The 21,317-nt window shown below is 59.9% G+C and carries 20 protein-coding genes; 2 read left to right on the top strand and 18 right to left on the bottom strand.

The window, feature by feature from the left end; genetic code table 11:
- Nucleotides 1-43: 43 nt before the first annotated feature.
- The 3 genes from E5J99_RS18455 to E5J99_RS18445 form a co-directional block, all read right to left on the bottom strand.
- Nucleotides 44-484, bottom strand: a complete 441-nt coding sequence (locus E5J99_RS18455) for a DUF2147 domain-containing protein (RefSeq protein ID WP_245319095.1) — start codon at nt 482-484, stop codon at nt 44-46.
- Between the two features lie 127 nt (nt 485-611).
- Nucleotides 612-1,052, bottom strand: a complete 441-nt coding sequence (locus E5J99_RS18450; protein ID WP_135499296.1) for a DUF2147 domain-containing protein — start codon at nt 1,050-1,052, stop codon at nt 612-614.
- 695 nt (nt 1,053-1,747) lie between these two features.
- Nucleotides 1,748-2,314: a C40 family peptidase gene (locus E5J99_RS18445; protein ID WP_167852212.1), complete on the bottom strand. Its 567-nt coding sequence runs from the start codon at nt 2,312-2,314 to the stop codon at nt 1,748-1,750.
- Between the two features lie 235 nt (nt 2,315-2,549).
- Between E5J99_RS18445 and E5J99_RS18440 the strand changes: the two genes are divergently transcribed.
- The gene (locus tag E5J99_RS18440) at nt 2,550-4,349 is read left to right on the top strand and encodes a M61 family metallopeptidase (protein WP_245319093.1); all 1,800 of its coding nucleotides are present in this window, start codon (nt 2,550-2,552) and stop codon (nt 4,347-4,349) included.
- Nucleotides 4,350-4,433: 84 nt separating this feature from the next.
- Here E5J99_RS18440 and E5J99_RS18435 read toward each other — a convergent pair whose 3' ends face one another.
- The 6 genes from E5J99_RS18435 to E5J99_RS21410 form a co-directional block, all read right to left on the bottom strand.
- Nucleotides 4,434-5,993: a S8 family peptidase gene (locus E5J99_RS18435; RefSeq protein WP_135499294.1), complete on the bottom strand. Its 1,560-nt coding sequence runs from the start codon at nt 5,991-5,993 to the stop codon at nt 4,434-4,436.
- 198 nt (nt 5,994-6,191) lie between these two features.
- On the bottom strand, nt 6,192-8,135 hold the full coding sequence (locus E5J99_RS18430) for a KUP/HAK/KT family potassium transporter (RefSeq protein ID WP_135499293.1): 1,944 nt from the start codon (nt 8,133-8,135) through the stop codon (nt 6,192-6,194).
- A 118-nt stretch (nt 8,136-8,253) separates the two neighbouring features.
- Entirely contained in the window at nt 8,254-8,796 is a 543-nt protein-coding gene (locus E5J99_RS18425; RefSeq protein WP_135499292.1) for a hypothetical protein, read from the bottom strand.
- 96 nt (nt 8,797-8,892) lie between these two features.
- Nucleotides 8,893-9,525 (bottom strand): FKBP-type peptidyl-prolyl cis-trans isomerase, encoded by a 633-nt coding sequence (locus tag E5J99_RS18420; RefSeq protein WP_135499291.1) that lies wholly within the window; start codon nt 9,523-9,525, stop codon nt 8,893-8,895.
- 260 nt (nt 9,526-9,785) lie between these two features.
- Nucleotides 9,786-9,920 (bottom strand): hypothetical protein, encoded by a 135-nt coding sequence (locus E5J99_RS22100; RefSeq protein WP_262713050.1) that lies wholly within the window; start codon nt 9,918-9,920, stop codon nt 9,786-9,788.
- Between the two features lie 271 nt (nt 9,921-10,191).
- The gene (locus tag E5J99_RS21410; protein WP_167852211.1) at nt 10,192-10,329 is read right to left on the bottom strand and encodes a hypothetical protein; all 138 of its coding nucleotides are present in this window, start codon (nt 10,327-10,329) and stop codon (nt 10,192-10,194) included.
- A gap of 274 nt (nt 10,330-10,603) precedes the next feature.
- Here E5J99_RS21410 and E5J99_RS18415 point away from each other — a divergent pair, with 274 nt between their 5' ends.
- Nucleotides 10,604-11,122 (top strand): hypothetical protein, encoded by a 519-nt coding sequence (locus tag E5J99_RS18415; RefSeq protein ID WP_135499290.1) that lies wholly within the window; start codon nt 10,604-10,606, stop codon nt 11,120-11,122.
- 215 nt (nt 11,123-11,337) lie between these two features.
- On the opposite strand, the gene E5J99_RS18410 is transcribed toward E5J99_RS18415, so the two are convergent.
- The 9 genes from E5J99_RS18410 to E5J99_RS18370 form a co-directional block, all read right to left on the bottom strand.
- The gene (locus tag E5J99_RS18410) at nt 11,338-12,207 is read right to left on the bottom strand and encodes an aldo/keto reductase (protein WP_135499289.1); all 870 of its coding nucleotides are present in this window, start codon (nt 12,205-12,207) and stop codon (nt 11,338-11,340) included.
- Nucleotides 12,208-12,367: 160 nt separating this feature from the next.
- Nucleotides 12,368-13,318 (bottom strand): hypothetical protein, encoded by a 951-nt coding sequence (locus E5J99_RS18405; RefSeq protein WP_135499288.1) that lies wholly within the window; start codon nt 13,316-13,318, stop codon nt 12,368-12,370.
- A 490-nt stretch (nt 13,319-13,808) separates the two neighbouring features.
- Nucleotides 13,809-15,635, bottom strand: a complete 1,827-nt coding sequence (locus tag E5J99_RS18400; RefSeq protein ID WP_135499287.1) for a peptidoglycan D,D-transpeptidase FtsI family protein — start codon at nt 15,633-15,635, stop codon at nt 13,809-13,811.
- Nucleotides 15,636-16,228: 593 nt separating this feature from the next.
- Complete coding sequence (locus E5J99_RS18395) at nt 16,229-16,843, bottom strand: helix-turn-helix domain-containing protein (protein ID WP_135499286.1); 615 nt, start codon at nt 16,841-16,843, stop codon at nt 16,229-16,231.
- A gap of 509 nt (nt 16,844-17,352) precedes the next feature.
- Complete coding sequence (locus tag E5J99_RS18390) at nt 17,353-18,474, bottom strand: hypothetical protein (protein WP_135499285.1); 1,122 nt, start codon at nt 18,472-18,474, stop codon at nt 17,353-17,355.
- A complete protein-coding gene (locus E5J99_RS18385; RefSeq protein ID WP_135499284.1) occupies nt 18,471-19,106 on the bottom strand; it encodes an ABC transporter ATP-binding protein in 636 nt (211 codons plus the stop codon). Before E5J99_RS18385 ends, E5J99_RS18390 begins: the two co-directional genes overlap by 4 nt.
- 241 nt (nt 19,107-19,347) lie before the next feature.
- Complete coding sequence (locus tag E5J99_RS18380) at nt 19,348-19,533, bottom strand: hypothetical protein (RefSeq protein WP_135499283.1); 186 nt, start codon at nt 19,531-19,533, stop codon at nt 19,348-19,350.
- 531 nt (nt 19,534-20,064) lie between these two features.
- A complete protein-coding gene (locus E5J99_RS18375; protein WP_135499282.1) occupies nt 20,065-20,367 on the bottom strand; it encodes a helix-turn-helix domain-containing protein in 303 nt (100 codons plus the stop codon).
- Nucleotides 20,351-20,692: a type II toxin-antitoxin system RelE/ParE family toxin gene (locus tag E5J99_RS18370; protein ID WP_135499281.1), complete on the bottom strand. Its 342-nt coding sequence runs from the start codon at nt 20,690-20,692 to the stop codon at nt 20,351-20,353. Before E5J99_RS18370 ends, E5J99_RS18375 begins: the two co-directional genes overlap by 17 nt.
- Nucleotides 20,693-21,317: the final 625 nt, after the last annotated feature.

Genomic DNA, 21,317 nt, shown 5'->3' with positions numbered 1-21,317 from the left:
AACGGCTGGCGGTGCTGTTGCAGACTAGAGCTGGCGGCGTAGGTCAGGGCCGCACGCGCGACCAGTAATGGGACCGGCCAATGATAGCGAAGCCGATATAGCCTTTTACTTCCAGCTTGTCTTTGGTCAGGCTCATGTAGCAGGAATAAGTGTGGCCGTTATTAGGGTCATAAATTTCGCCGTCTTCCCACCGTTCGGAATTGGCATTGTAGCGCAGGTTCTGGAGCACGGTCAGATTCTGCAGCGGCATATTGCGCTTGCTGGGGTCCGGGTTGTGCAGGTCGGCTTTCGGGCGGCCGGTGTTCGATTCCTGAGGCTCCCGCAGCCAGACCAGGCGGCCGCAGAGCTTCTCGCCGCAGCGGTAAATCTCGATGTGCGACTCGCCCGTCTCGTCGGCCCAGATCCCCACGGGTATCACTGCCTGAGCCTTGGCTCCAAAAGAGCAGATCAGTAACAGCAGTACACTAAGCAGGAGGGTTTTCAAGATGGCTGGGGGTGGTATGCTTTTAAACCGCAACGCGCTGGCTAAGGGTTCCTGAGAGAAGGAAGGTAGCACAAAAAAGCGACGCCCCAATGGAGCGTCGCTTCTGTAAGCCGACAAACGAACGCCGCTACTTGATGCGCGTCCAGGTCTGCGATTTTCCAATCAGAGAAAAGCCAATATAGCCTTTCACTTCCATGGTATTGGCATTGAGCACCTTCATGTAGCAGGAGTAGGTTTTGCCATCTTCGGGATTATAGATGGTGCCGTCGTCCCACTTGTTTTCGCTGTCCTTCTTGAAGTCCTTCATGAACACCATGCCCAGCCGTGGGCGGTTGCGCAATTTCGCGTCTGGATTCTGCGGATCGAGCTTGGGCTTGCCCGTAGCCGGGTCGATGGGTACCGTTAGCGACACGATTTTACCATACAACTTGTCGCCGTTTTGGTAGATTTCAAATGTGGCCTTCTTCTCCGAGTTGGTCCAGATACCAAGTGGGGAGAGTTTCTGGGCCGAAGCAATGCCTGTAAAACCCAGCAACAGGGTCAGACACAGGAACAATGTTTTTTTCATGGAAATAGGAGTGAGTGGGATGTGGACGGGAAAAAGATAGGAGAAAAGTCTGGAATGCGCGGCATGCACAAGACTTTAAAGCTGAAATGACTGTTTGCAAGTTTGAGGCCAATGACTGAGACGAATAAAAAAAGGCGCTGGGAGGAGAATGATTCGTAAAAAAAACACCCTGACAATCAATGGGATGGGTAATATAGCCCGTAAAAGGGGCGGAAAAACGCGGTTTTATTTTGAACCATCCCAGGCTCTTTTGACTTTACCAGCCAGTAGTGAGTGCTACGACCCCATCCTAGCAGCCCTAAGGTGCTGGGCCGCGCCGGTGGGGGATGTCGGATCTAAAGAAAGGAGGTACAAAATGTCTAGTAGTCCCAAACAAATCCTGCCAAGCCTGTCGAATGTAGTCCGCTTCACCGCCGGACGCGCTTAACAACAGCTTTCGCGCGGAATCTTTGTTAGCCCTTTAGGGTGGATTCCCGCATTCTGGCAAGGTCTTACACAAAGGATGACGGGGCTGTACCCCAGACTCGTCGCTTGGTAAGATTTGAAGGATTAGATACCCGGTTCGCCCAGCAGCCTCTCAGAAGGTTCTGCATAGGCGACCGGGTATCGTTTTTTATAGGCTATCTACTAAGCCGCAGGCTACCGCAGTGGTGTTGCCTGCAAGGGAACAGAAGAAAAAATATATCCACTCCGTGTTACAGGACGCGCCGGATGCCCATAAATCGCCGCTCGTAATCGGTTTTCTCCACGCTGCTAATCTTAACTCCGGACTCTTTGCGGGCCGAGGAGGAATGAATGAAGCGAATAGGCTGACCAGGGTCGGAAATGACGATGCCCGCGTGCCCCGGCGTAGCAGAAGTGGTAGCAGTACCCGTGAAAATCACCATGTCGCCTTTGCGGGCCTGCTCGCGGGGAATAGGCTTGCCCGTAGTGTGCAGCAGCGCCGTGGAGTGCGGCACCTGAATGCCGAAATGGCTGTAGACAAAGGTCAGAAAGCCGGAGCAGTCGAAGCCGCCCGTGGGCGTAGTGCCGGCATAGCAATACTCAGCCCCAATCTGCTGCATAGCAAACCGGACTATGCTGTCGGCACGCGGCACGGGCTTAACAGTAGCCCAAAGGGCAGTAGTAGGCTGGGCCACCTCGGCTGCTGAGCGTTTGGCTACCAACGCGGTGGGGGCGGCGGCCGGGGCCGTTGCCAGGGGAGTCGAAGCGCTTGGCCGCAGTCGCTGCCACCCAATCAGGCCCACTAATACTGCGGCCAAAGAGAGAAAAGCAAGCCAGACGTAGCGCATACCCAGAAGCGGACCGCCGGAGGGTGAATAGCGGTTCCTGACCGGGCTAACGGAGGAGCTACACTTCAGGTTCCGGCCCCCGGCCACTCTGCAGCCGGACGGGGTGAAAAGGCCCGAAATTCAGCCTTACTTTGCAACTCCGACTCTTTTCTGGTGTCGGAGTACAATTGCTCCGCTTATTTTTCATTCCAACTCTTCCCTTTTCATGTCCCATTCCCGTTTCCGTCTGGCACTGGCGGCAGCTTTGGTGCTGCTGCTAAGTCAGTTTGGTGTGGCGCTAGCCGCGCCCACGCTGCGTTATACCTTGTCGATGCCGGCTCCGCAAACCCATTATTTTGAGGTTGAAATGGCCCTAGGCGGTTTCAGCAAACAGTATACCGACGTGAAAATGCCGGTGTGGGCTCCCGGTTCGTACTTGGTGCGGGAATTTGCCAAAAATGTAGAAGGCTTCACGGCAAAAGCCGGAAGCGAAGTGCTGCGAACCGAGAAAATTACCAAGAACACCTGGCGCGTATTTCACCCCAAAGCCAAAGACTTCACGGTGCGCTACCGCGTGTACGCCTTTGAGCTGAGCGTGCGCACCAGCTTTATCGACGCGGCCCACGGCTACCTGAACGGCACGAGTGTGTTCATGTTTCCCGCCGATGGTCAGCAGTTGCCCAGCACCCTGACGGTGCAGCCCGCGCCCGGCTGGAATCAGGTATCAACCAGTCTGAAGCCTACCGGTACGCCTTTCACGTTCAGTTCGGCTTCGTATGACGAGCTGGCTGACTCGCCGATTGAAATCGGGACGCAGAAAGTGCTGACTTTTGAAGCCAACGGTACGCCGCACACCGTGGCCATGTTTGGCAACCCCAAGTATGATGAAGCCCGGCTGCTGACGGATTTGAAGTGGGTGTGCGAGGAAGCTCACCGCGTAGTGGGCCAGAACCCCCTGGACCGCTACCTGTTCATCATCCATAACATCGACCGGGGCACCGGCGGGTTGGAGCACTTATTCTCGACCACGCTTTCGGTTTCGCGCAATGCCTACAGCACCGAAAGTGGCTACAAGGGCTTTCTGGGCCTGGTGGCGCACGAGTATTTTCACCTCTGGAACGTGAAGCGCATTCGGCCGGTAGCCCTGGGGCCGTTCAACTATGACGCTGAAAACTACACGCACATGCTGTGGGTGAGTGAAGGCGGCACCGAGTACTTCAGCAACCTGATTGTGCAGCGGGCGGGCTTCGTGACGCCGGAAGGCTATCTGGCCGACTTGAGCAATGGCATTGGCCGGGTCGAGAATACGCCCGGCAACAAGCAGCAGGCAGCCTCCGAATCCAGCTTCGACGCCTGGATTAAGTACTATCGGCCCAATGAGAACTCGCAGAACACCGGCATCAGCTACTACGACAAAGGCGAAGTAATCGGGGCGGTGCTGGACTTGATGATCATCAACGAAACCAAGGGGCAGAAAAGCCTCGACGATGTGATGCGCTACCTCTACGACCGCTACTACAAGCAGCTCGGCCGGGGCTTCACCGATGACGAATACCAGGATGCCGTAGCCAAGGTAGCTGGCCGCCGCTTCGACGATTTCTTTCGCAAAAACGTGTATGGCACTGAAATACTGCCCTACGCCACTGCTCTGGGCTACGCGGGTCTGACGCTAACCAACACTCCCTTCACCACCGATGCCGCGCTGGGCGCCAGCGTCAGCACGACCGGCGGCAAGTTCACGGTGGCCAACGTGCTGCGCGACGGCAGCGCTTGGCAGGGCGGCCTGAGCGTGAGCGACGAAATTCTGGCCCTCAACGGAGCCCGCGTCACCGACGACCCCAATAAGCTGTTGGCGGGGCAGCCAGTGGGCACGCCCGTCACGCTGCTGGTTAGCCGCGACGGGCAGATGAAAGAGGTTACTTTCCCGCTTATGGCTGGCAGCACCCAGCGCTACCGCATCGAGAAATTGCCCAACGCCACGGCGCAGCAGCAAGCAGTATTCGCTAAGTGGCTGCGCACGAAATAGGCTAGCCAGATTACCAGCTAGCGCACAAAAAAGCTGCAGAGAGAAATTCTCTGCAGCTTTTTTGTGCATTCTATTCGCCGTTACTTACAGGGGCAGCACACCCACGGCCGCGCCCACGTTTACCCGGCCCCAGCCAAAGCTGCTGCTGCGGGCGTTGCGGTTGCTGCTGCTGGCTACGAGACGGCTCATAATCTGGGCGCGGGTTTCGGTGGGGTAGCGGGCCCATACCATAGCCGTTAGGCCGGCCATGCTGGCCGTGGCTACCGAGGAGCCGCCTACAGTGCTGGGCGCGTCGCCACTCATGGCCAGCGTGAGCGGCCGCCGGTCAATGCTGGTGCGCTGCATCACAACCGTGAATTCGACGTCAGCGCCAGTGTGGCATTCGTCGCAGCGGGTGGTGAGGTTGTCTTTCACGCCCGTTACGGCCACGGCTTCGGGCAGCGAGGCCGGGTAAATGACGCCTACCCAGCCGGCTGTCCAGTCGAAGGAAGTACCGGCGGCGCAGAAGAGGAGCTTGCCTTTGCCGTAGGCGTAGCGGATGGCATCCGTCATTTGCGACGAGTTCGTCAGGCGGCCCATACTCATGCTGATGATGCGCACATCGGCCCGGTTGGCGGCCAGAATGTACGCGTCCGAGACGCCTTTCACCTCACGGCTCCCGTCAATGAATACGTCTTCGGAAGCCCGTATCGTTATCAGGCTGGCGTTGTAGGCCATGCCAACGGCGGCGCCATCGGTGCCCCGGGGCGCGGCTGCCGCCCCAGCCATGCTGGTGCCGTGGCCGCAGCCGTCGTTCGGGGTTTCCTGCGCACCGTAGGGAATGCCGAATAAGGAGTTGCGTGGCAGCGTGACGAGGCGCTCGATGGTGCGGCCCGTGCTCAGGCCCTGATTGAAGGCAGAACCCAGATTTTCCTGGGTGTCGGAAGAGCCTGAATCGATGATGACCAGCTTGATGCCTTCCCCGGTGCTTTGGCTCCAGCCGGCCCGCACACCGTGGTATTGGTCTGCCTGGTTCCACGACGACTTGCTGCCGTTGCTGAGCGCAGTGTAGTCGGCCCCGGCCACGAGGCCGGCCGTGGCGGTGTTGTTGCCGCAGCCGCTGCTGCTAAGTCCGGCCGCCGCTTTATTGGCGGCGGCGCGGTTTGGCTCGTAGCCGATGGGCTCGGCGTAGCGCACCAGCCGCGATTCGCGCAGCCGCTGAATGGTGCTTAGCTCCCGAACCGTTACATCCAGCACGGGCAGCACGTTTTCCTCATAGGCCAGTAAGTCGTTCAGTGTCAGTTCGGGCCGGACTTTGCGCTCCTCGGCCAGAATAAGCGCCAGCACCTGCTGGCGCGCGGCCTGCCAGGTGGGGTCGGTGGCGGCATCGGTAGGAATAGCGCCAGTGTTGCCTGCTGGCCGGTAGCCCACCGAAAGCACGTAGTCGGAGCGGGTTAGGGCGCTCCAGACGAAGTGCGGGGTGGTTTGGTTCCAGTCGAAGCTGCCGCTCTGGCGCAGTCTGGTCATGATTTGCTCGTCGAGCTGCTGCGGGCTCAGGGCTTCCTGCGGGTTCTCGGCGGGTTGGGGTTGCTGCTCGTCGGCTTCCCGCTGACAGCCTGCCAACAGCAGCGCCAACAGCGCTGCGGAAAGGGTAGGGATACGCATAGTGTTGTGGGTGTTTGGGGTAGAAAAGAATGGAGTAATAGTCTAAAGGAATAAAAATCACTGTTAAATGCAAGTGGGTTTCACTCTGGAATAGTGGGAGTTAGGTCGGCTGTGGCTCTGATACAGCACAAAAAAGCCCCGCTGCAACGCAACGGGGCTTTTTCGGCATGCCGAACAAATCGACAAATTCTACAACTGCTACGTAATCCGCGTCAGGGCAACGTCGCGCACGGGGGTTATTACCAGCGGCACTTTTTCGACTTTCACTGAAGAGGTATCGAGTCCGAAATACTTGTCTTCGGAGGCAATGAACTGCTTGATGTAGAAGTAGGCCTGCATCACCAGCTTTTCCATAACCGGAAACTCATTCTCTACCGACAGGAATTTCTCCAGCACTACGAAGCGGAAGTCGCCCGTGACGTGCTGCTTGCTGAGCGACTCGTAGCGGGAGGTGATGTCCACTTCTTTGTTGCGCACCAGGTCTTCCACCACTTTGCGGAAGTACAGATTGATGCGCTGCTCTACCCGAAAGCCCAGCCGGAAGGTGATGCGGAAGGCATCGTCGGGAGCCAGCTCCACCACTTTATACTCCATGGTGTAGGGCTCGTCGGTGGTATCGACGTGCACGAACCAGTAGATGTCGGCCCGCTTCGGGCGCTTCTGAAAGATGGAGTAGATGATCTTCGACTCGATTTCGGAGCTGCGTTCGGCCGAGGTCATAAACACGAGGTGGGTGGAGTATTTGGGCACCGATTCGTCGTTGCTAAGCTCCCGGAGCGCATCCATGTACGGGTCGATTTTGACGAACTCCGTTAAGCGGCGCTTGATGTAGTAAGCCCGCAGCCATACGTACATCACCACCATCAGGGCCGAGCCGATAGCCAGGGAAACCCAGCCGCCATGCGGAAACTTGATTAGGTTGGCAATCAAAAAGGAGCCCTCAATAATGCCGTACGTCAAGGCAAAGAGCACCACCACCACCATGGGTACCCGGCGCGTGCGCAGCCATACGGTGAGCAGCAGCGTAGTCATGAGCATGGTGAGCGTGATGGCCAAACCGTAGGCCGCTTCCATATTCGACGATTCGCGGAAGTAGAGCACCACGCCGATACAGCCCAGCAGCAGCAGCCGGTTCATGCTGGGCACGTAGAGCTGGCCCTTCACGTCGGTAGGGTAGTTGAGCTTCACTTTAGGCCACAGATTCAGCCGAATGGCTTCCGCTACCAGCGTAAAGGAGCCCGTGATAAGGGCCTGGGAGGCAATAATGGCAGCAATAGTGGCGACTCCGATACCAATAAGCAGAAACCACGACGGCATCAGCTCATAGAAAGGATTGCGGCCATTGAGCTGTTCGCCCTGGTGCGAGAGCAGCCACGCGCCCTGGCCCAGGTAGTTCAGAACCAAAGTGCTTTTAACAAAAATCCAGCTGATCCGAATGTTGCCCTTACCGCAGTGGCCCAGGTCGGAATACAAGGCCTCAGCGCCCGTAGTACACAGAAACACCGCTCCCAGCAGCCAAAATCCGCCGGGATATTTTACCAGCAGCTCATAGGCGTAATAGGGGTTGGCCGCTTTCAGAATCGTGGGATTCTGCACAATCCAGCTGATGCCGAGCACGCCGAGCATGGTAAACCAGAGGAACATAATGGGCCCGAAAGCCTTGCCTACGATTTGGGTGCCAAAGCTTTGCAGCAAAAACAAGCCGGCAATAATGGCAATAACGATGTAGACAATTGTATCCTGGCTCAGCTGCGGGTACACCTGCTTCAGTCCTTCGATGGCCGAGGATACCGAAATTGGGGGCGTGATTACCCCGTCGGCCAGCAGCGCCGCGCCGCCAATGATGGCCGGTATTGTTAGCCAGGTTGCCTTGCGCCGCACCAGGGCGTAGAGCGAGAAAATGCCGCCTTCGCCGTTGTTGTCCGCATTCAGGGTGAGAATCACGTACTTGACGGTGGTCTGCAAGGTCAGCGTCCAGATCACGCAGGAAATACCGCCCAGAATAAGCCGCGGGTCAATGAGTTCGGGCACGATGGCCTTCATCACATACAGCGGGGAAGTACCAATATCACCGTAGATAATGCCCAGGGCAATCAGTAAGCCAGCAGTAGAAATGGCAGTGTGCCCGTGTTTGGCGTCCATGGAAGAGGGAAAAGAAGAAGCTTGTCCGGAAAAGAAAAGCGGGCAAAGGTAGAGCAATCAGACTAATCAGCGCATACTGCCAGCCGGACCTATATGCTCCGGCAGTGCTGCCCGCACGTTATGCTGGCGCGGTTGGCTCGGTGGAGTCGGTCACGGCAGCCAAAGTCGCAGCCTCCGCTGCTAGTAGCGCCTCCGCCTCCGCTGCCGCCGCGTCGTGCCGCTGCCGGATACGGCGGTTGGCTTCCGCCGCCAGTTTGAGCCACTGCTCTGGCGCACCCGGAAAAGAGAAATAAGCAGCTTCCCGCCCTAGCCGGAACACCCGCAAGCGGTTGGCCCCCCGATTACCATAGGCCAGAAGAAGGGCTCCGGTGGCCATGCCAAACATAGCGGGCATTGTACGGACCCAGTTTTGCAGAAAAGCCAGCGTAAAGCCCGCTAGCACCAGGCCCCCGAGCATAAACCACAGCAGCCAGCGTACCGGCTGAACCTCTACATCCTCCAGCTCCAGCAGCGCAAACTGCTGGCCGTTCACTGTGAGACGGTCCGCTGTTAGCTCCAGGCGGCCGTTTTCACTACGCACGGTGGGTGGTGGCGGAGGAACCGATTGTGATGGGGCAATGGGTAGCGGTGCGGCAAGCAAGTCGTCGTTGGTGGCGGGCATGGCAGCCGATGGTGCAAGGGTACTGGACCCGGCCGTGCTGGTGCTCACCCAGCGAGGCTGGGTGGCACTAGCCGTACGGGAAGCCGAAGCGGTACTTCAGTTATTAACCTTCAGCAGCTCGACGTCGAAAATCAGCGCCGTATCGGGGCCGATGTCGCGGCCGGCTCCACGCTTGCCGTAGGCCAGGTCGGCGGGGATGTAGAGACGCCATTTTGAGCCTTCGGGCATCAGCTGCAGAGCTTCTGTCCAGCCCGCAATAACCTGATTTACCCCAAACGAAGCAGGCTGGCCGCGCTGGTAGCTGCTGTCGAATACAGTACCGTCGAGCAGCGTGCCGTGGTAGTGGGTTGTTACCTGGGAGGTGGGGCCGGGCTTGTTGCCGCTGCCTTCGGTCAGCACTTCGTACTGCAGGCCGCTGGGCAGGGTCACGACGCCCGCTTTGTTCTTGTTGTCGGCCAGGAAGTCTTCGCCGGCTTGTTTGTTGTTGCTCATATCAGAGGAGTTTTGGTGGTCATCGTCTTCTTCGGGGCCGCCCATTTGGGCCTGGAGCTGCTCCATGGCTTCGCGCATCTGGTCCTGGGTGAGGCGGCTGGGTTCGCCCGCCAGGCCTTCTTTCATGCTGGCGGCTAGCACGTCCACGTCGAGTTCGAGGCCCTGCTGGGTAAAATTGCGGGCCAAATCGCGCCCAATGATGTAGCTGACTTGCTCCTGGAGGCTGTTTAGGTTCATAAACCAGTGCGTTTTACGGATGCCCGGACCGGCGCCTGTTCGTGGGCGCCACCCCGGGGTGGTCGGTGGGTGAGAGGATACCAGCGGCCCCGCGTGGGCCGCTGAACTGTGAAGTACCGAAAACCGGCCCGAATGGATGCGGTTTTTTTATTTCTTCTACTCTAACGCGCTGATTTTGAAGCCAGGATTATTTGGGGCTCTAAACGAACAAAGCCCCGCCGGGGCGGAGCTTTGGGTTCTTTTCGGCTGGGCCGGAAAGCTTAGCAGTAGTAGCTGGTATCCTCGCCCCGCAGGTCGAAATGCAGGTTCAGGTTCTTCAATTGAGCGGTCAGGTACCCCAATGACCCGAGGCTGCCGAGGAGCAGCAGAGACGAAAAGGCGGTGGTCTTTTTCATGGCAAAAAATGTATGTAGAAGAAATTCAGCTTGTTGGGTACAAAGATAATACGTAAGAATTACTAAAGTGTTATGCAAGCATAACTAATTTATTGCCTGCTCCCGCCTTTGACCTCGGCCGGCTGATGGACGTTGGGTAGTGGAATCGGCAGAGCAATAAATTGAATAGGATTTGTGCAATGTCGCGCGGTGGTACAGGGGCCACGCTTCTACGCAACAACGCCCCACCGGTACCGGCGGGGCGTTGGAGAGCGGTGGTAGCAACCTCTGGCTAGCAGTAGTAGCAGTCGTCTTCGCCCGCTAGGTCGAAATGCAGATCCAGACTCTGGAGCTGGCCCAGCAGGAAGCTCAGCGAGCCCACGCTGCTGAGTGCTAACAGCAAGGATACTGTGGCGCTTGATTTTCGCATGACATGAAAAGGTAAGAAGATGAATGTCAGGGAATTTGAGGTAAGTATAGTGTTTTTGCAGTAGAGTCGGCGGGTGGTGCCGGGGGCAGGCAGTAGTGGGTAGCAACGGCGTAGCGACCCGAAGCCGTGGGAGAGGCTGGCAATACGGGTGGTGCCGGCCCTGTAGTTGGCCGGCGGTTTTGGGCGCTGACCGGCTGCTCACCGTTTGGATGGTAGTAGTGCAATGGTGTAGCTTGCGTGCTTCTTCGCCCATTTCTTTTTTGCTTTTTACTGTATGAAGTACCTGTTTACGCTGGCGCTGTTTTTATCCGTGCACTTTGCCCAGGCGCAGCTGTATCTACTTAATGGAGGTATTGCTGCCGCCCGACTGGCGGCCCAGGCCGCGTCCCACAAAAAGAAGAGCCCAGCGGGTAAAAAGAAAACCGCCACCACGCCCGAGCCCGCGGTGGTCGTGACGCCGGTAGTTACGCCCGAGCGCTATGTTACGCCTTTCACCTACCACGGCCAAGCCGTGTCGCGCCAGCGCACCGCCGCGGATAAGCTCAAGGGTAAGGGCGCTACCGAGATTCTGGCGCTGGAGGCTTCGCTGGAGCAGAGCCACGCGGCGCTTCTGGCCGACTCGGTGAGCTCTTTTCTGCCAACGGCGCACTACGATGCCATTGTAGCGGCGGCTCGCAAAGCGGCGGCCACGCGCCCCGGCTGGGACTATTCGCCCTACCAGCAGGAGTTAGCTTTCTATCAGCAGGAGGAGGCCCGCCGCCAGAAAGCGGCCCAACCGAGCCCCGCCAAGTAAGAGCACACTGACCACGAAAAACGCCCGCCGCTTCCGTACTACGGAGGCGGCGGGCGTTTTTCGTGCGCTCTATACCAAGACGTGGTCTGGCGTTGGGTTTCCGCTGACTTTCGGGTAGTGGGTATATGCCTGCGAGGTGACCAGGCTGGGCTGGTAAAGGCCGCGCAGCGAGCTGGGAAGGTCGGCGTGGCAGCGGGCCACGCCGATGTGAGCCGCTACGCCAGGTGCGTCAGGTCTTCGGCACTCAACTGGATATCCGCGGCCCGCAGGTTTTCCCGCAGATGCGCCAGCTGGGAAGTGCCGGGAATGGGCAGCAGCCAGGGCGACTTGTGCAGCAGCCAGGCAATGTTGATCTGGGCTTCGGTGGCGTGGTGCTGTCGGGCTATGTCGGCAATTTTGGAATCAGCCTTGGGCAGGGAGTTGACTAGGGAGAAGTAAGGAATAAGCGGAATCCCATACTGCTCGCAGAGGTCTAATACTTCTTCGCCGCCGTGGTTTGCGCCGTGGGGCAGGTGTAAGGTGGTGCGCTGGCCGTGGCCGTACATATTCTCGACGGTGGCAATGGAGCCCATTTGCAAGCCAGCTTCCAGCTCGGCCCGGCTCACGTTGCTCAGTCCCACATGCAGGATTTTGCCCTCCCGCTGCAGGTCGAACATGGCTCCGAGCTGCTCTTCAAACGGTACCCCGCCGTGACCGATCAGGCGCAGGTGCACCAGCTGAATCTGCTCCTGCCGGAGGGTGCGCAGGTTGTTCTCGATGCTGGCGCGCAGGTTTGCGGGCGTGTTGAAGGGCACCCAGCTTTTGTCGGGGCGGCGGGTGGCGCCCACTTTGGTGCAGATAACCAGGTCTGCCGGGTACGGGTGCAGGGCCTCGGCAATGAGGCGGTTGGTGACGTCTTCGCCGTAGTAGTCGGCGGTATCGAGGAAGTTGACGCCTGACTCGACGGCGGTTCTCAGGATCTGCAGGGCTTCGGCGCGGTTGGCTGGCTCGCCCCAGACCTCGGGGCCAGGCAGGCGCATAGTGCCGTAGCCCAGGCGCGACACGGTGAGAGGATGGGCGGAATTTTGGGCGATGGTGATAGTCATAGGGAGGAAGTCGGCAAAACAATACCGTGAGAGGAATACGAGCAGGCGGGCAGTCCCGATGTCGCCCTGCCCGTCCCTTTGCCGCTGCCAAAGATCCATAAAACCGCAAGGCCCGCTCCCGGACGGGAGGCGGGCCCTGGAAGGAGGAGGAGGCCGCAGGCTACTCGCCGCTGTCTGCCGGGCTGGGCCGTTGTGGGCCACCGCCACCCAGCATAATGGCCAACGACTTCATCCCGATCTGCATCTCGTCTTTGGCGTAGTCCAGGATGGGCGTGTTGGCTTTGATTTCCAGGTCCTGTGGCGTAACGGCCTTGGGTTGCACGCTGGCAAACTCATATACCATCCGCTGCTTGTGCTCCTTGTCGAAGTACACTACCAGCTTGGTAATACCCTGCTGCTGCTTGACGTATACGGGGTGAGCAAAATTGAGTAGCTGCGGAATCTGGGCCGAGGTCCACACGTCGAGGGCCACGGGCTTCTGGCTCATTTCGCCGGGGCCGGGCTCGGACGGGGCAGCGCCCGGCTTGAGGGTGTAACTGGTTTTCTGGCTGGGGTAGCCGGCCACCAGGGCAGTTTCGGTGGTGGGCTTGACCGTGTAGTCCACTTCGGTGACGACAATGCTCTGCCAGCTCTTTTTCACCGAGGCGGCATCGTAGGTGTAGGCTACCCGCTCGGGGCTGGCCTGGGCCGCCAGCAGCAGCAGGCCGGTGCTTTTGGCGTGGTTGAAGTAGTTTTCCAGGTGGTACGTCAGCCCGTCGGTGGTGGCACGGGCTTCTTGGCCCCGGTAGTAGATGGTGCCTTTGCGCGGCAGCATCATGGCCCCGATGGTCATGGCCGGGCTCAGCTTGGCGGCTTCAACCTGAAACTGCTGCTGCTCGGCCGGGGTGAGGCTGCTCATCAACTGCTGCATCTGGGCCTGCACGTTGCCCTGGGCCGGGTCGATCTTGCTGAGCAGCTTGTCGTAGGGGTTGCCGGGCAACGACACCTTGGTGGTGATTATGCCCTGGGTGAAGTTGGCTGGCGCGGCTATGGGAGCCGGGGTGTAGCCGGCAGCGACGAGCAGAGCCGCCATCGGCAGCACAGACAGGGCAAGGGAACGATGAATACGCATGGGCAGCTGATAAGGGCAGAAAGGATAGAAAGGAGAGCAGGCGACGCGCCACCGCTTCAGCATAGCGCGGGACGAAATCGGCGACAATATATATATACAGTAGACTTGTTCCTGAATAAAGCGAAACGAAAAAAGAACGTCATGCTGAGCGCAGTCGAAGCATCTCCACCGCTTCGTTGCACGACTTGGACGAAGCGGTAGAGATGCTTCGACTGCGCTCAGCATGACAGCCAAATTTTAGCATCGGTTCCTAATTTAGGAACAAGTCTAGTATCTAATACACTGGCAGGCAGCCGTGAGTCTACTGGGCGGCTCACAGCTTTCTATGGGTATCTCAGCGTCTGGGAATAGCAGTTAGAAGGCTTCCCCTGGTTTATCGTGAAGTAGTAACAGCCCTGCGAATACAGATTAGTAAGGCTGGTTGCGGCTACCGCCGCTATTAGCCCACCAAGTAGCTAGTAGGAGGTCCGCCGTTTCGTAAGGATGCCATTTAGTATCCGTTCCGGGCCCGGTTCTGAATGCGCTTTTCCCAGCGCTTGCGCTTGGGAGCAATGGAGCCGCGCAGGTACTTTTCCATCACCAGCACGGCGCAGGGCGCGGCGGCGGTAGCCCCGAAGCCGGCATTTTCGAGGTACACGGCCACGGCTATTTTGGGGTTGTCGGCGGGGGCAAAGCCGACGAAGGCGGCGTGGTCGTCGCCCTCGTCGTTTTCTACGGTGCCGGTTTTGCCGGCTACCGTGATGCCCACATCGGCCAGACTGGAGGCGTCGGCAGTGCCGCCGCGCTGCAGCACGGCCACCATACCGGGCACCAGGGCGGCGAAGTTAGCGCTGTCGATGAGGGTGTGGCGCTTTACAGTGAAGCGTGGTAGCGGCCCGTTTTTCCCGATGCCGCGCACCAGGTGGGGCGGGTAGTACCAGCCGCGGTTAGCAATGATGGCGGCCATGTTGGCCATTTGCAGGCCCGTGAGGTTGATTTCGCCCTGCCCGATGCTGAGCGAGTAGATGGAGCGGTAGGTCCAGCCCCGGGTGCGGCGGGCCTTGTCGTAGTAGGCGGGCGTGGGCAAAAAGCCAGGGGCCTCGCGAGGCATATCCGCGCCCAGCACCGAGTCGAGGCCGAAGGAGCGGGCGTAGCGCCGCCACCGGGCCAGGTTGGCGTGGCGGGCGGCCACGGTATCCTGGGTCAGGCTGTCGGGTACGTGGTCGATGACGTTGCGCAGCACCTGGTAGAAGTAGGGGTTGCAGCTGTACTTCAGGCCGGCGGTCAGGCTTTTGGGTTTGGGGTGGTCGTGCACGCAGCTCACCAGCGACTGGTCGCAGCGGAAGCCGGTGGCGGGGCTGATGGCACCCAGCTGCAGGGCCACGGCGGCATTCACCAGCTTAAACACCGAGCCGGGCGGGTTGGCCAGCATGGCTGGGCGGTTCAGGAGCGGCATGTCTTCGTGCTCCAGCAGCTCGGCCCGCACCCCGGCCTGGTCGGGGGCGGTGAGGGTGGCGGCCGGGTACACGGGGGCCGAGACGTAAGCCAGGATTTCGCCGGTGCGCGGGTCGAGGGCCACGAGGTAGCCCTTGCGGCCCCCCAGCAGCTTTTCGGCGTAGGCCTGCAGCTTGGCATCGAGGGTCAGGTGCAGATCCTGGCCCTGCTGGAAGGCGGTGTCCTTGGCCCAGGTGCCGTGCTGCTGGCCCTTGGCATCGAGCAACGGGTGCAGGTAGCCGCGGTGGCCGTTGAGCAGGCCGTTGTAGTAGGTTTCGACGCCGCCGTTGCGTAGGCGGTAGAAGCGGCCCCGCCCGGTGCGCCGGGCCTGGCGAAAGAACGGCTGGGCCTCGGCGCTGAGGTAGCCCAGCACCGGCGCCCCCGCGCCGGTGGTGTACACGCGCCGTTGGCGCTCGGTGAGGGTGAGGCGAGGCACGGTGGCGCTACTGTCGCGGCGGATTCGTTCGGCTTCGGCCTTGGTGAGGCGGAGCTGGACGGGGTAGCCGGGCCGGGCAGCGGGATAGGGCAGGGCCTCGGCAATGCGGCGGCGGACAGTGGTGGAATCCCAGCCCAGGAGCAGGCCCAGGGCCAGGGTATCGAGCGGGGGGCGGCCGGGCAGCTGGAGCAGAAACTGCGGGCGGGTGGCGACCAGCACCGAGTCGTGGCGGTCGAGGATGCGGCCGCGCTGGGGCACGTCGGGCAGCACTACGCGGCGGGCGGTATAGCGGATGCGGACATCCTGGGCGGTGGGGGTGCCGGTCGGCTGGTCGGGGGAGGAGCAGGCGGCCAGGCCCACCAGTAGGGCTAATAGACTCTTTTTCCACCGATTGTAGGCCGTACGCATGGGGTAAAGCTAGACAATTGCCGGGCGGCGGGTGTGGGGTTTTCGCTCAATCAAGTTTCCGGCTGTCTGAATCAGGCGGGTGCTGGTGCGACCGGCTTACCTGGCAAGCAGAAGGGCTGCGGTTTTGCCGGGCAACGATTCGCCTCACCCCCCCGGCCCCCTTCCTTCGCTTAATGCGCGACATGGAAGAGAGGGGGAGTCAAACGAAAAGAACGATAGTACAGCTGCCATACACCACTTACCGCAGTTTTCAAGTTGGTGTACATGGCCGTTCAACGAAACACCCCACCCCCTGACCCCCTACGCCGCTTGATGCGCGGACTGAAAAGGAGAGGGGACACCGGACACGATCCTGACGGTTGGCTCCCCCTCTCCTTTTTTGGAGAGGGGGCTGGGGGGGGCGTCTCGTTGACCTACTAGCTACACCATCCTGAAATGTACTCTAACCGACGCGGGCCGCTCGCGGCACCGCTGCTCCGGCGTAGTGGTTACTTGGCATAGCCGATCGAGTGCGCGGGGTAAGCTGGAAAGGTGAATCTGGCTTCCCGGGGTTGGGAAGGCAGGGTGTTGGGGTGTTGGCAAACCCGCGCCAGTTAGGGGGCTGCCAATGCTGCCACCTCGGCCCGCAGCCCGGTCACGTGGGCGGCCAACAGGTGGCGGGTGGCGGCGGCGGCGGCCGGATCGGGGTCGGCCACAGCCAGGTCGGTGGCCAGCTCGCCCAGCCAACGGGTATAGTGAGCGGCTTCGGTGGGGTCGGCCGGAAGGGGCGCGGCTCGCAGCTGGGCCAGGCCGTGGCGGCGACGAACCAGCGTGGCGGCCCGCGCCTGCAGCTGAGCCAGTCGCGAACCCTGCGTAAGCAGCTGCAGGCGGCAGTCGCGCAGGCGGCGACGTAGCGCTTCGGGAGCCGGTGCAGCCGTATCGGGTAGCTCGGCCAGCAGCAGCTCCGGCGGGGGCAGCGCAGTCAGAGGGTCGTAGACGGGCAGCACCGCCGCCGCCGGCAGGCCCTGGCCCAGGGGCGGAGGAAGCAGACGGCTGAGAGTGAGCAGGCGCGAAACCAGCGCCGGCGGCAACCCTCTGCGGCCGGATTCGACGTGCGCTACGAATGGCCCCGACACGCCCAGGTAGCGGGCCAGCTGGCGCACGGTCAAGCCCAAGTGCGCTCGTACGGCGGCGGTGAGACTGACGGTAGGCAGGGACGAAGTAGTCATAAGCGGAGTAAATTGTCCAGCACCAGGTAAACACCCGGCGACAAAAAGTAATACTTGTTTACCTGTATAGGTAAACAACTGTCAAAAATATGGTACGTTGTTTACCTGTGCGGGTAAACAACGTACGAGGAATATCATACATTGTTTACCAATAGGATAGCAGCACGTTGCATAGTTGCGTCTCATTATTGAACGATGACGCCTACTCAGTTTCCCCTAGACAATGTCTGCAACGGTTGAGATGCGACCCGGCGTCTCCCCGCTGAGCGCCTGGGGCCGCGCCGGTAGCTGCCGCCGCGCCGGTCGTTCAACGATTGAGACGCAAGTATGCGTCTCTACATCCGCCGATGCCGCCCACCAAAACGCCGCCCGGAATTCTTCGGGCGGCGCGGTTGTGGGTTTGCCGTTGGCGTGGCGGTGGAGGTATAGTCTCCACCGCAAGGTTGGTCACGCGTTACGGCTGCTCCTAAACTCGCGCCAGTTGCGGCATAGTGTCTTTCGCCAACACCTTAGTCCGGGTAGTGGTGGCGGTACAGCAGCACCCAGGCGGCCAGGACACTGCTGGCTGCCAGCAGTGCCGTGAGGCCAAACAGATTTGCCAGCAGAAAAATGACGAACACCCCGAACACCACCCGCAGGTAGTGCTTCATGTGCTGCCCGGGCCGGTACAGCACGGCCCGATACAGCAGCGTAACGCCGAGCAGCAGGCCGGTGCCAACGAAAGCCTTAAATACGGGTGCGGCTACAAAAAGCCACGCCAGCTCGGGTAGCAGCAGCAGTCCGTACAGGGCCGCCTGCTGCCCATACACCTGCCACTTGCGATACGGGAAATTGCGGGCAAACCGCAGGTAAAACAACTCGAACTCGCTCGACTGAAAGACCAGGATGCTGTGCGTCAGGGCAAGGCACAAACTCAGTAGCCCGATCAGGCGCAGGTCGGAGTGAGAATCGGGAAAGACGCCAAAAACAAGCGCAATGATGGCCAGCGAGGCGAGCTTGGTAATAGCGTAGGTGACGCGCTTCTTCAGCAGAACCTCGAAAAGAAAAAGGCTGAACAGAGGCTTGGGCAATTTCCGCAGCCACGGCAGCAGCACCGGACTCGCCGGTTTGGTTGCCAGGTCATTGGTTTGGCGGACATAGCGCCAGGCGCTGTACCGAATGAGGGCCAGTAAGTACGCCGGAATCAGCAGCGGCACCAGCCAGTGCCCAAAAAGCACGCCCACCAGCATGGCATACCCACCCAGGATAACCAGCGGCAGCGACACCACGAACTGCACCACCGACCAGGCCTGCAGCTGCCGGGCCGTGCTCAGCGCGTTAATGCTGTAGAACAAAAAATGAACATCGGGCCCCCGCAAACGGGCCGCCACGTATTGCCAGGTCTTGAGGCTGTAGAGCAGGAACAGGCCGAAGAAAATGGCCACGCCCAGCGGCTCCGTAACCGTGGAGATGACCAGTTTTAACGCGTTTGCAATAATTTGCTCCGGCGTGAGGTGGCTTTGGCTGAGGACGTTGGTGTAAAAGAAATTAAGGAAGATCAGGACAAACAACGACAGCAGTAAGCCCGTGTGCTCCCGGTAAAAACCCTTCGCCACTACTTTAACGAGCACTCGGGTGAGGGGGCTTTTCATGCGCTATAATGCAGCGTGGCGCGCTCAACCAGGATTTCCCGCACGTTCGGCAGCAGGTCGCCCTCAAAGGCCTGGTGCGACGACAACAAAAACGTGGTGCCCGCTTGCTGGTGCAGGTCGGCAATCCAGGAATACAGAACGGGCAGCGAGTCCACGTCCAGCGTGGTCAGGGGCTCGTCGAGCAGAATGCAGGCCGGGCGGCCCATAAAGGCCAGCACCAGCGCCAGCTTTTTGAGCATCCCGCTGGAGTAGCTGCTGATCCGGTCAGAGAGGTAGGCCGTCATGCCCATGCTTTCCACGTACGGCTGCTCCTGGCCACTGGGCGCATTCTTGGCCGTCTTGAACAGCTGGATCAGCTCGATGCCGGTCAGGAAATCGGGAAATAGTGGCTCGGCTTCGGCAAAGTTGACGGCGCTGCGGTAGGCCGTCGGCTGCTGCTTCAGGCTGAGCGCTTCATTCAAGACAATGTCTCCCTCGAAAGAAATAAGGCCACCCACGGTTTTCAGGAAAGTGCTTTTGCCGGAGCCATTGCTGCCCCGAATCCAGTGAATGCCGGGGGCAATGAAAAAGTCGTCTATGTGAAGTACCGGGTGGCCGTTATAGGATTTTTGAAAGTGCTGAATTCGGAGCATTGAGGGAATAGAAAGACGCAGGATTCAGGTTTAGGAATGGCCGACCAACGGAAGCGGGGTTGTCTTCGCCAGCAACGCCGCTACAGGTCACTTGTTGTACCTCCCAGGGGCCTGAAAAACGACCGCGCCAGTCCTGAAACAATCCGGATAGCGCGGCGCGGCCTTGTCGTACGGGTGGTGCAGCCATAACCGGCCCGGCATGAGTGGCTACGAGCTGCGGCTGAACGCGCAAAGCACAGGCTCAGCTTTCGTCGCCGTCGAGGCGGGCCGTAAGCGCATTTTTGATGAACTGTTTTTCGTAGTGCCGGTTGCGGCGACTCTTCTTGGCTTCGGCCCGCTTACCGAGCCGCTTGTCGACCACAATGTCGCTCAGCTGGTTCAGATCGGCGAGCTGTCGGATGTCGTTGGGGGAGTTGCGCTGGGCCATGAAGCAGCAGAAGGAGTTTCACGCTGCTAACCCGGAGTAGGGGCGAAAGTTACGCGTCCATGCCCGCAAGCTGGTGACGACGGGCGGCAAAGGCCGGACGGCAGTGGCGTAGGAATTGGGCTACTGGCGCGAGTTTAGGCGCAGCCGTAACTCGTGCCCAGCTATTAGGGGGAGGCTGCGCCTCCACTGCCGCAACGCGGCAAATATGAACCGCTCCGCCTGGAGAAATCCGGGCGGCGTTGTCGTTCGGGCGGGGGAGGCACAGCCTCCCGTCATGGTTTGGCACGAGTTACGGCTTCGCTTAAACTCGCGCCAGGAGGGGGGGGGGCGTTCGGGCGGGGGAGGCACAGCCTCCCGTCATGGTTTGGCACGAGTTACGGCTTCGCCTAAACTCGCGCCAGATGGGGGGCGTTCAGGGTACATAACCTCCGCAACAGTATGCGTCTCTACATACGCTGGTCCCGCCCACCAAAACGCCGCCCGGATTGCTTCGGGCGGCGCTGTTGTGGTTTTGCTGGGCTGCGGTAAGAGCTAGAACTTAATGGAAAGCTCCAGATGCCCGCCGAGTCCTTCGGAAATGATGCGCTGTAAGGTAGAGAGGCGCACGTCTTTCAGGTCTTTTTCCAGCTTCGAGATGTACGATTTGTCGGTGCCGGCCAGGTCGGCGAGTTGCTGTTGGGTGAGGCCTTTGGCATGGCGGGCCTGCTGGAGTAAAGCCCCCAGCTTAAACCCCTCATAGCCGGCCTCAAACGCTTCGCGGCTCTGGCTGCCTAGGGGGCCGTGTTCCTGCTCAATGAACTGGCTGAGACTGGTGAGCTTATCGTTGGCTGGCATAGTATTCGGCTTTAATGGTGGTGGCGCGTTCCAGTTCGGCTTTGGGCGTTTTCGGGGTCTTCTTCGGGAAGCCGTGGCCGATGACAATCACGTTGCCTTTGTCGAAGAAGCAGAAGATACGGAAGATGTTGGAGCCGGCCTGCACCCGGATTTCATAGAGGCCATCGGTGCCGGTCAGGTGCTTGAAGTAGGTTTCCGGTATCTGGTCCAACTCCTCTACTACGCGGAGCGTCCACAGAATCTTCTGCTTCACTTTAGGCGTTTGCGCGGTGTAGAACTCCTGGAAGTAAGTTTTGAAGAAGAACAGCTCCCGCTTTTTGTTCATAGGCCGGAAGCTACGAAATGTTGTCTGATTGGACAACTTGGTTTTAGTTGTTTAGGTTTCCACTGAATGGAAAACGCCGCCCGGATGATTCCAGGCGGCGCGGTTCCGGCTTGCCGCGTTACGGCAGTGGAGGCACAGCCTCCACCTCAAAGCTGGTCACGAGTTACGGCGCCAGCTGGGGGCTAGGTACTGGCGCGAGTTTAGGCGCAGCCGTAACTCGTGCCGGCCCATGCCGGGAGGCTGCGCCTCCCCCGCCCGAACGACTGGCACCCAATGCTACTCCGGTCCGCTAAAACCAAAACCGCGCCGCCCGGATGATTCCAGGCGGCGCGGTTCCTGCTTGCCGCGTTGCGGCAGTGGAGGCACAGCCTCCACCTCAAGGCTGGTCACGAGTTACGGCTGCGCCTAAACTCGCGCCAGATGGGGGGCCTAAACTCGCGCCAGATGGGGGGGGCGCCTAAACGCACGTCAAATGGCAGACTTATTAATCCTGTTTCCACTTATAGCAGATTCGTGAACCATGTATCCTTATCGTTTGCCGGCTTGTGTGTGATAGCCGCAGTGGTCAAACCAGTTCCGGGCGTCCCGGCTGGTAATGCAGTCGATAGCCTGAGAGAGGGCCTGT

Source organism: Hymenobacter elongatus, assembly GCF_004745955.1.
GTDB classification, from domain to species: Bacteria; Bacteroidota; Bacteroidia; order Cytophagales; family Hymenobacteraceae; genus Hymenobacter; species Hymenobacter elongatus.
The sequence above is the reverse complement of the archived record's forward strand: the minus strand, read 5'-3'. Positions and strand labels throughout refer to the sequence as shown.

Coding starts and splice junctions, on each gene's coding strand:
- E5J99_RS18450 (WP_135499296.1), bottom strand. CDS start 1,052: ATGAAAAAAACATTGTTCCTGTGTCTGACCCTGTTGCTGGGTTTTACA.
- E5J99_RS18440 (WP_245319093.1), top strand. CDS start 2,550: ATGTCCCATTCCCGTTTCCGTCTGGCACTGGCGGCAGCTTTGGTGCTG.
- E5J99_RS18435 (WP_135499294.1), bottom strand. CDS start 5,993: ATGCGTATCCCTACCCTTTCCGCAGCGCTGTTGGCGCTGCTGTTGGCA.
- E5J99_RS18430 (WP_135499293.1), bottom strand. CDS start 8,135: ATGGACGCCAAACACGGGCACACTGCCATTTCTACTGCTGGCTTACTG.
- E5J99_RS18425 (WP_135499292.1), bottom strand. CDS start 8,796: ATGCCCGCCACCAACGACGACTTGCTTGCCGCACCGCTACCCATTGCC.
- E5J99_RS18420 (WP_135499291.1), bottom strand. CDS start 9,525: ATGAACCTAAACAGCCTCCAGGAGCAAGTCAGCTACATCATTGGGCGC.
- E5J99_RS22100 (WP_262713050.1), bottom strand. CDS start 9,920: ATGAAAAAGACCACCGCCTTTTCGTCTCTGCTGCTCCTCGGCAGCCTC.
- E5J99_RS21410 (WP_167852211.1), bottom strand. CDS start 10,329: ATGCGAAAATCAAGCGCCACAGTATCCTTGCTGTTAGCACTCAGCAGC.
- E5J99_RS18415 (WP_135499290.1), top strand. CDS start 10,604: ATGAAGTACCTGTTTACGCTGGCGCTGTTTTTATCCGTGCACTTTGCC.
- E5J99_RS18410 (WP_135499289.1), bottom strand. CDS start 12,207: ATGACTATCACCATCGCCCAAAATTCCGCCCATCCTCTCACCGTGTCG.
- E5J99_RS18405 (WP_135499288.1), bottom strand. CDS start 13,318: ATGCGTATTCATCGTTCCCTTGCCCTGTCTGTGCTGCCGATGGCGGCT.
- E5J99_RS18400 (WP_135499287.1), bottom strand. CDS start 15,635: ATGCGTACGGCCTACAATCGGTGGAAAAAGAGTCTATTAGCCCTACTG.
- E5J99_RS18395 (WP_135499286.1), bottom strand. CDS start 16,843: ATGACTACTTCGTCCCTGCCTACCGTCAGTCTCACCGCCGCCGTACGA.
- E5J99_RS18390 (WP_135499285.1), bottom strand. CDS start 18,474: ATGAAAAGCCCCCTCACCCGAGTGCTCGTTAAAGTAGTGGCGAAGGGT.
- E5J99_RS18385 (WP_135499284.1), bottom strand. CDS start 19,106: ATGCTCCGAATTCAGCACTTTCAAAAATCCTATAACGGCCACCCGGTA.
- E5J99_RS18380 (WP_135499283.1), bottom strand. CDS start 19,533: ATGGCCCAGCGCAACTCCCCCAACGACATCCGACAGCTCGCCGATCTG.
- E5J99_RS18375 (WP_135499282.1), bottom strand. CDS start 20,367: ATGCCAGCCAACGATAAGCTCACCAGTCTCAGCCAGTTCATTGAGCAG.
- E5J99_RS18370 (WP_135499281.1), bottom strand. CDS start 20,692: ATGAACAAAAAGCGGGAGCTGTTCTTCTTCAAAACTTACTTCCAGGAG.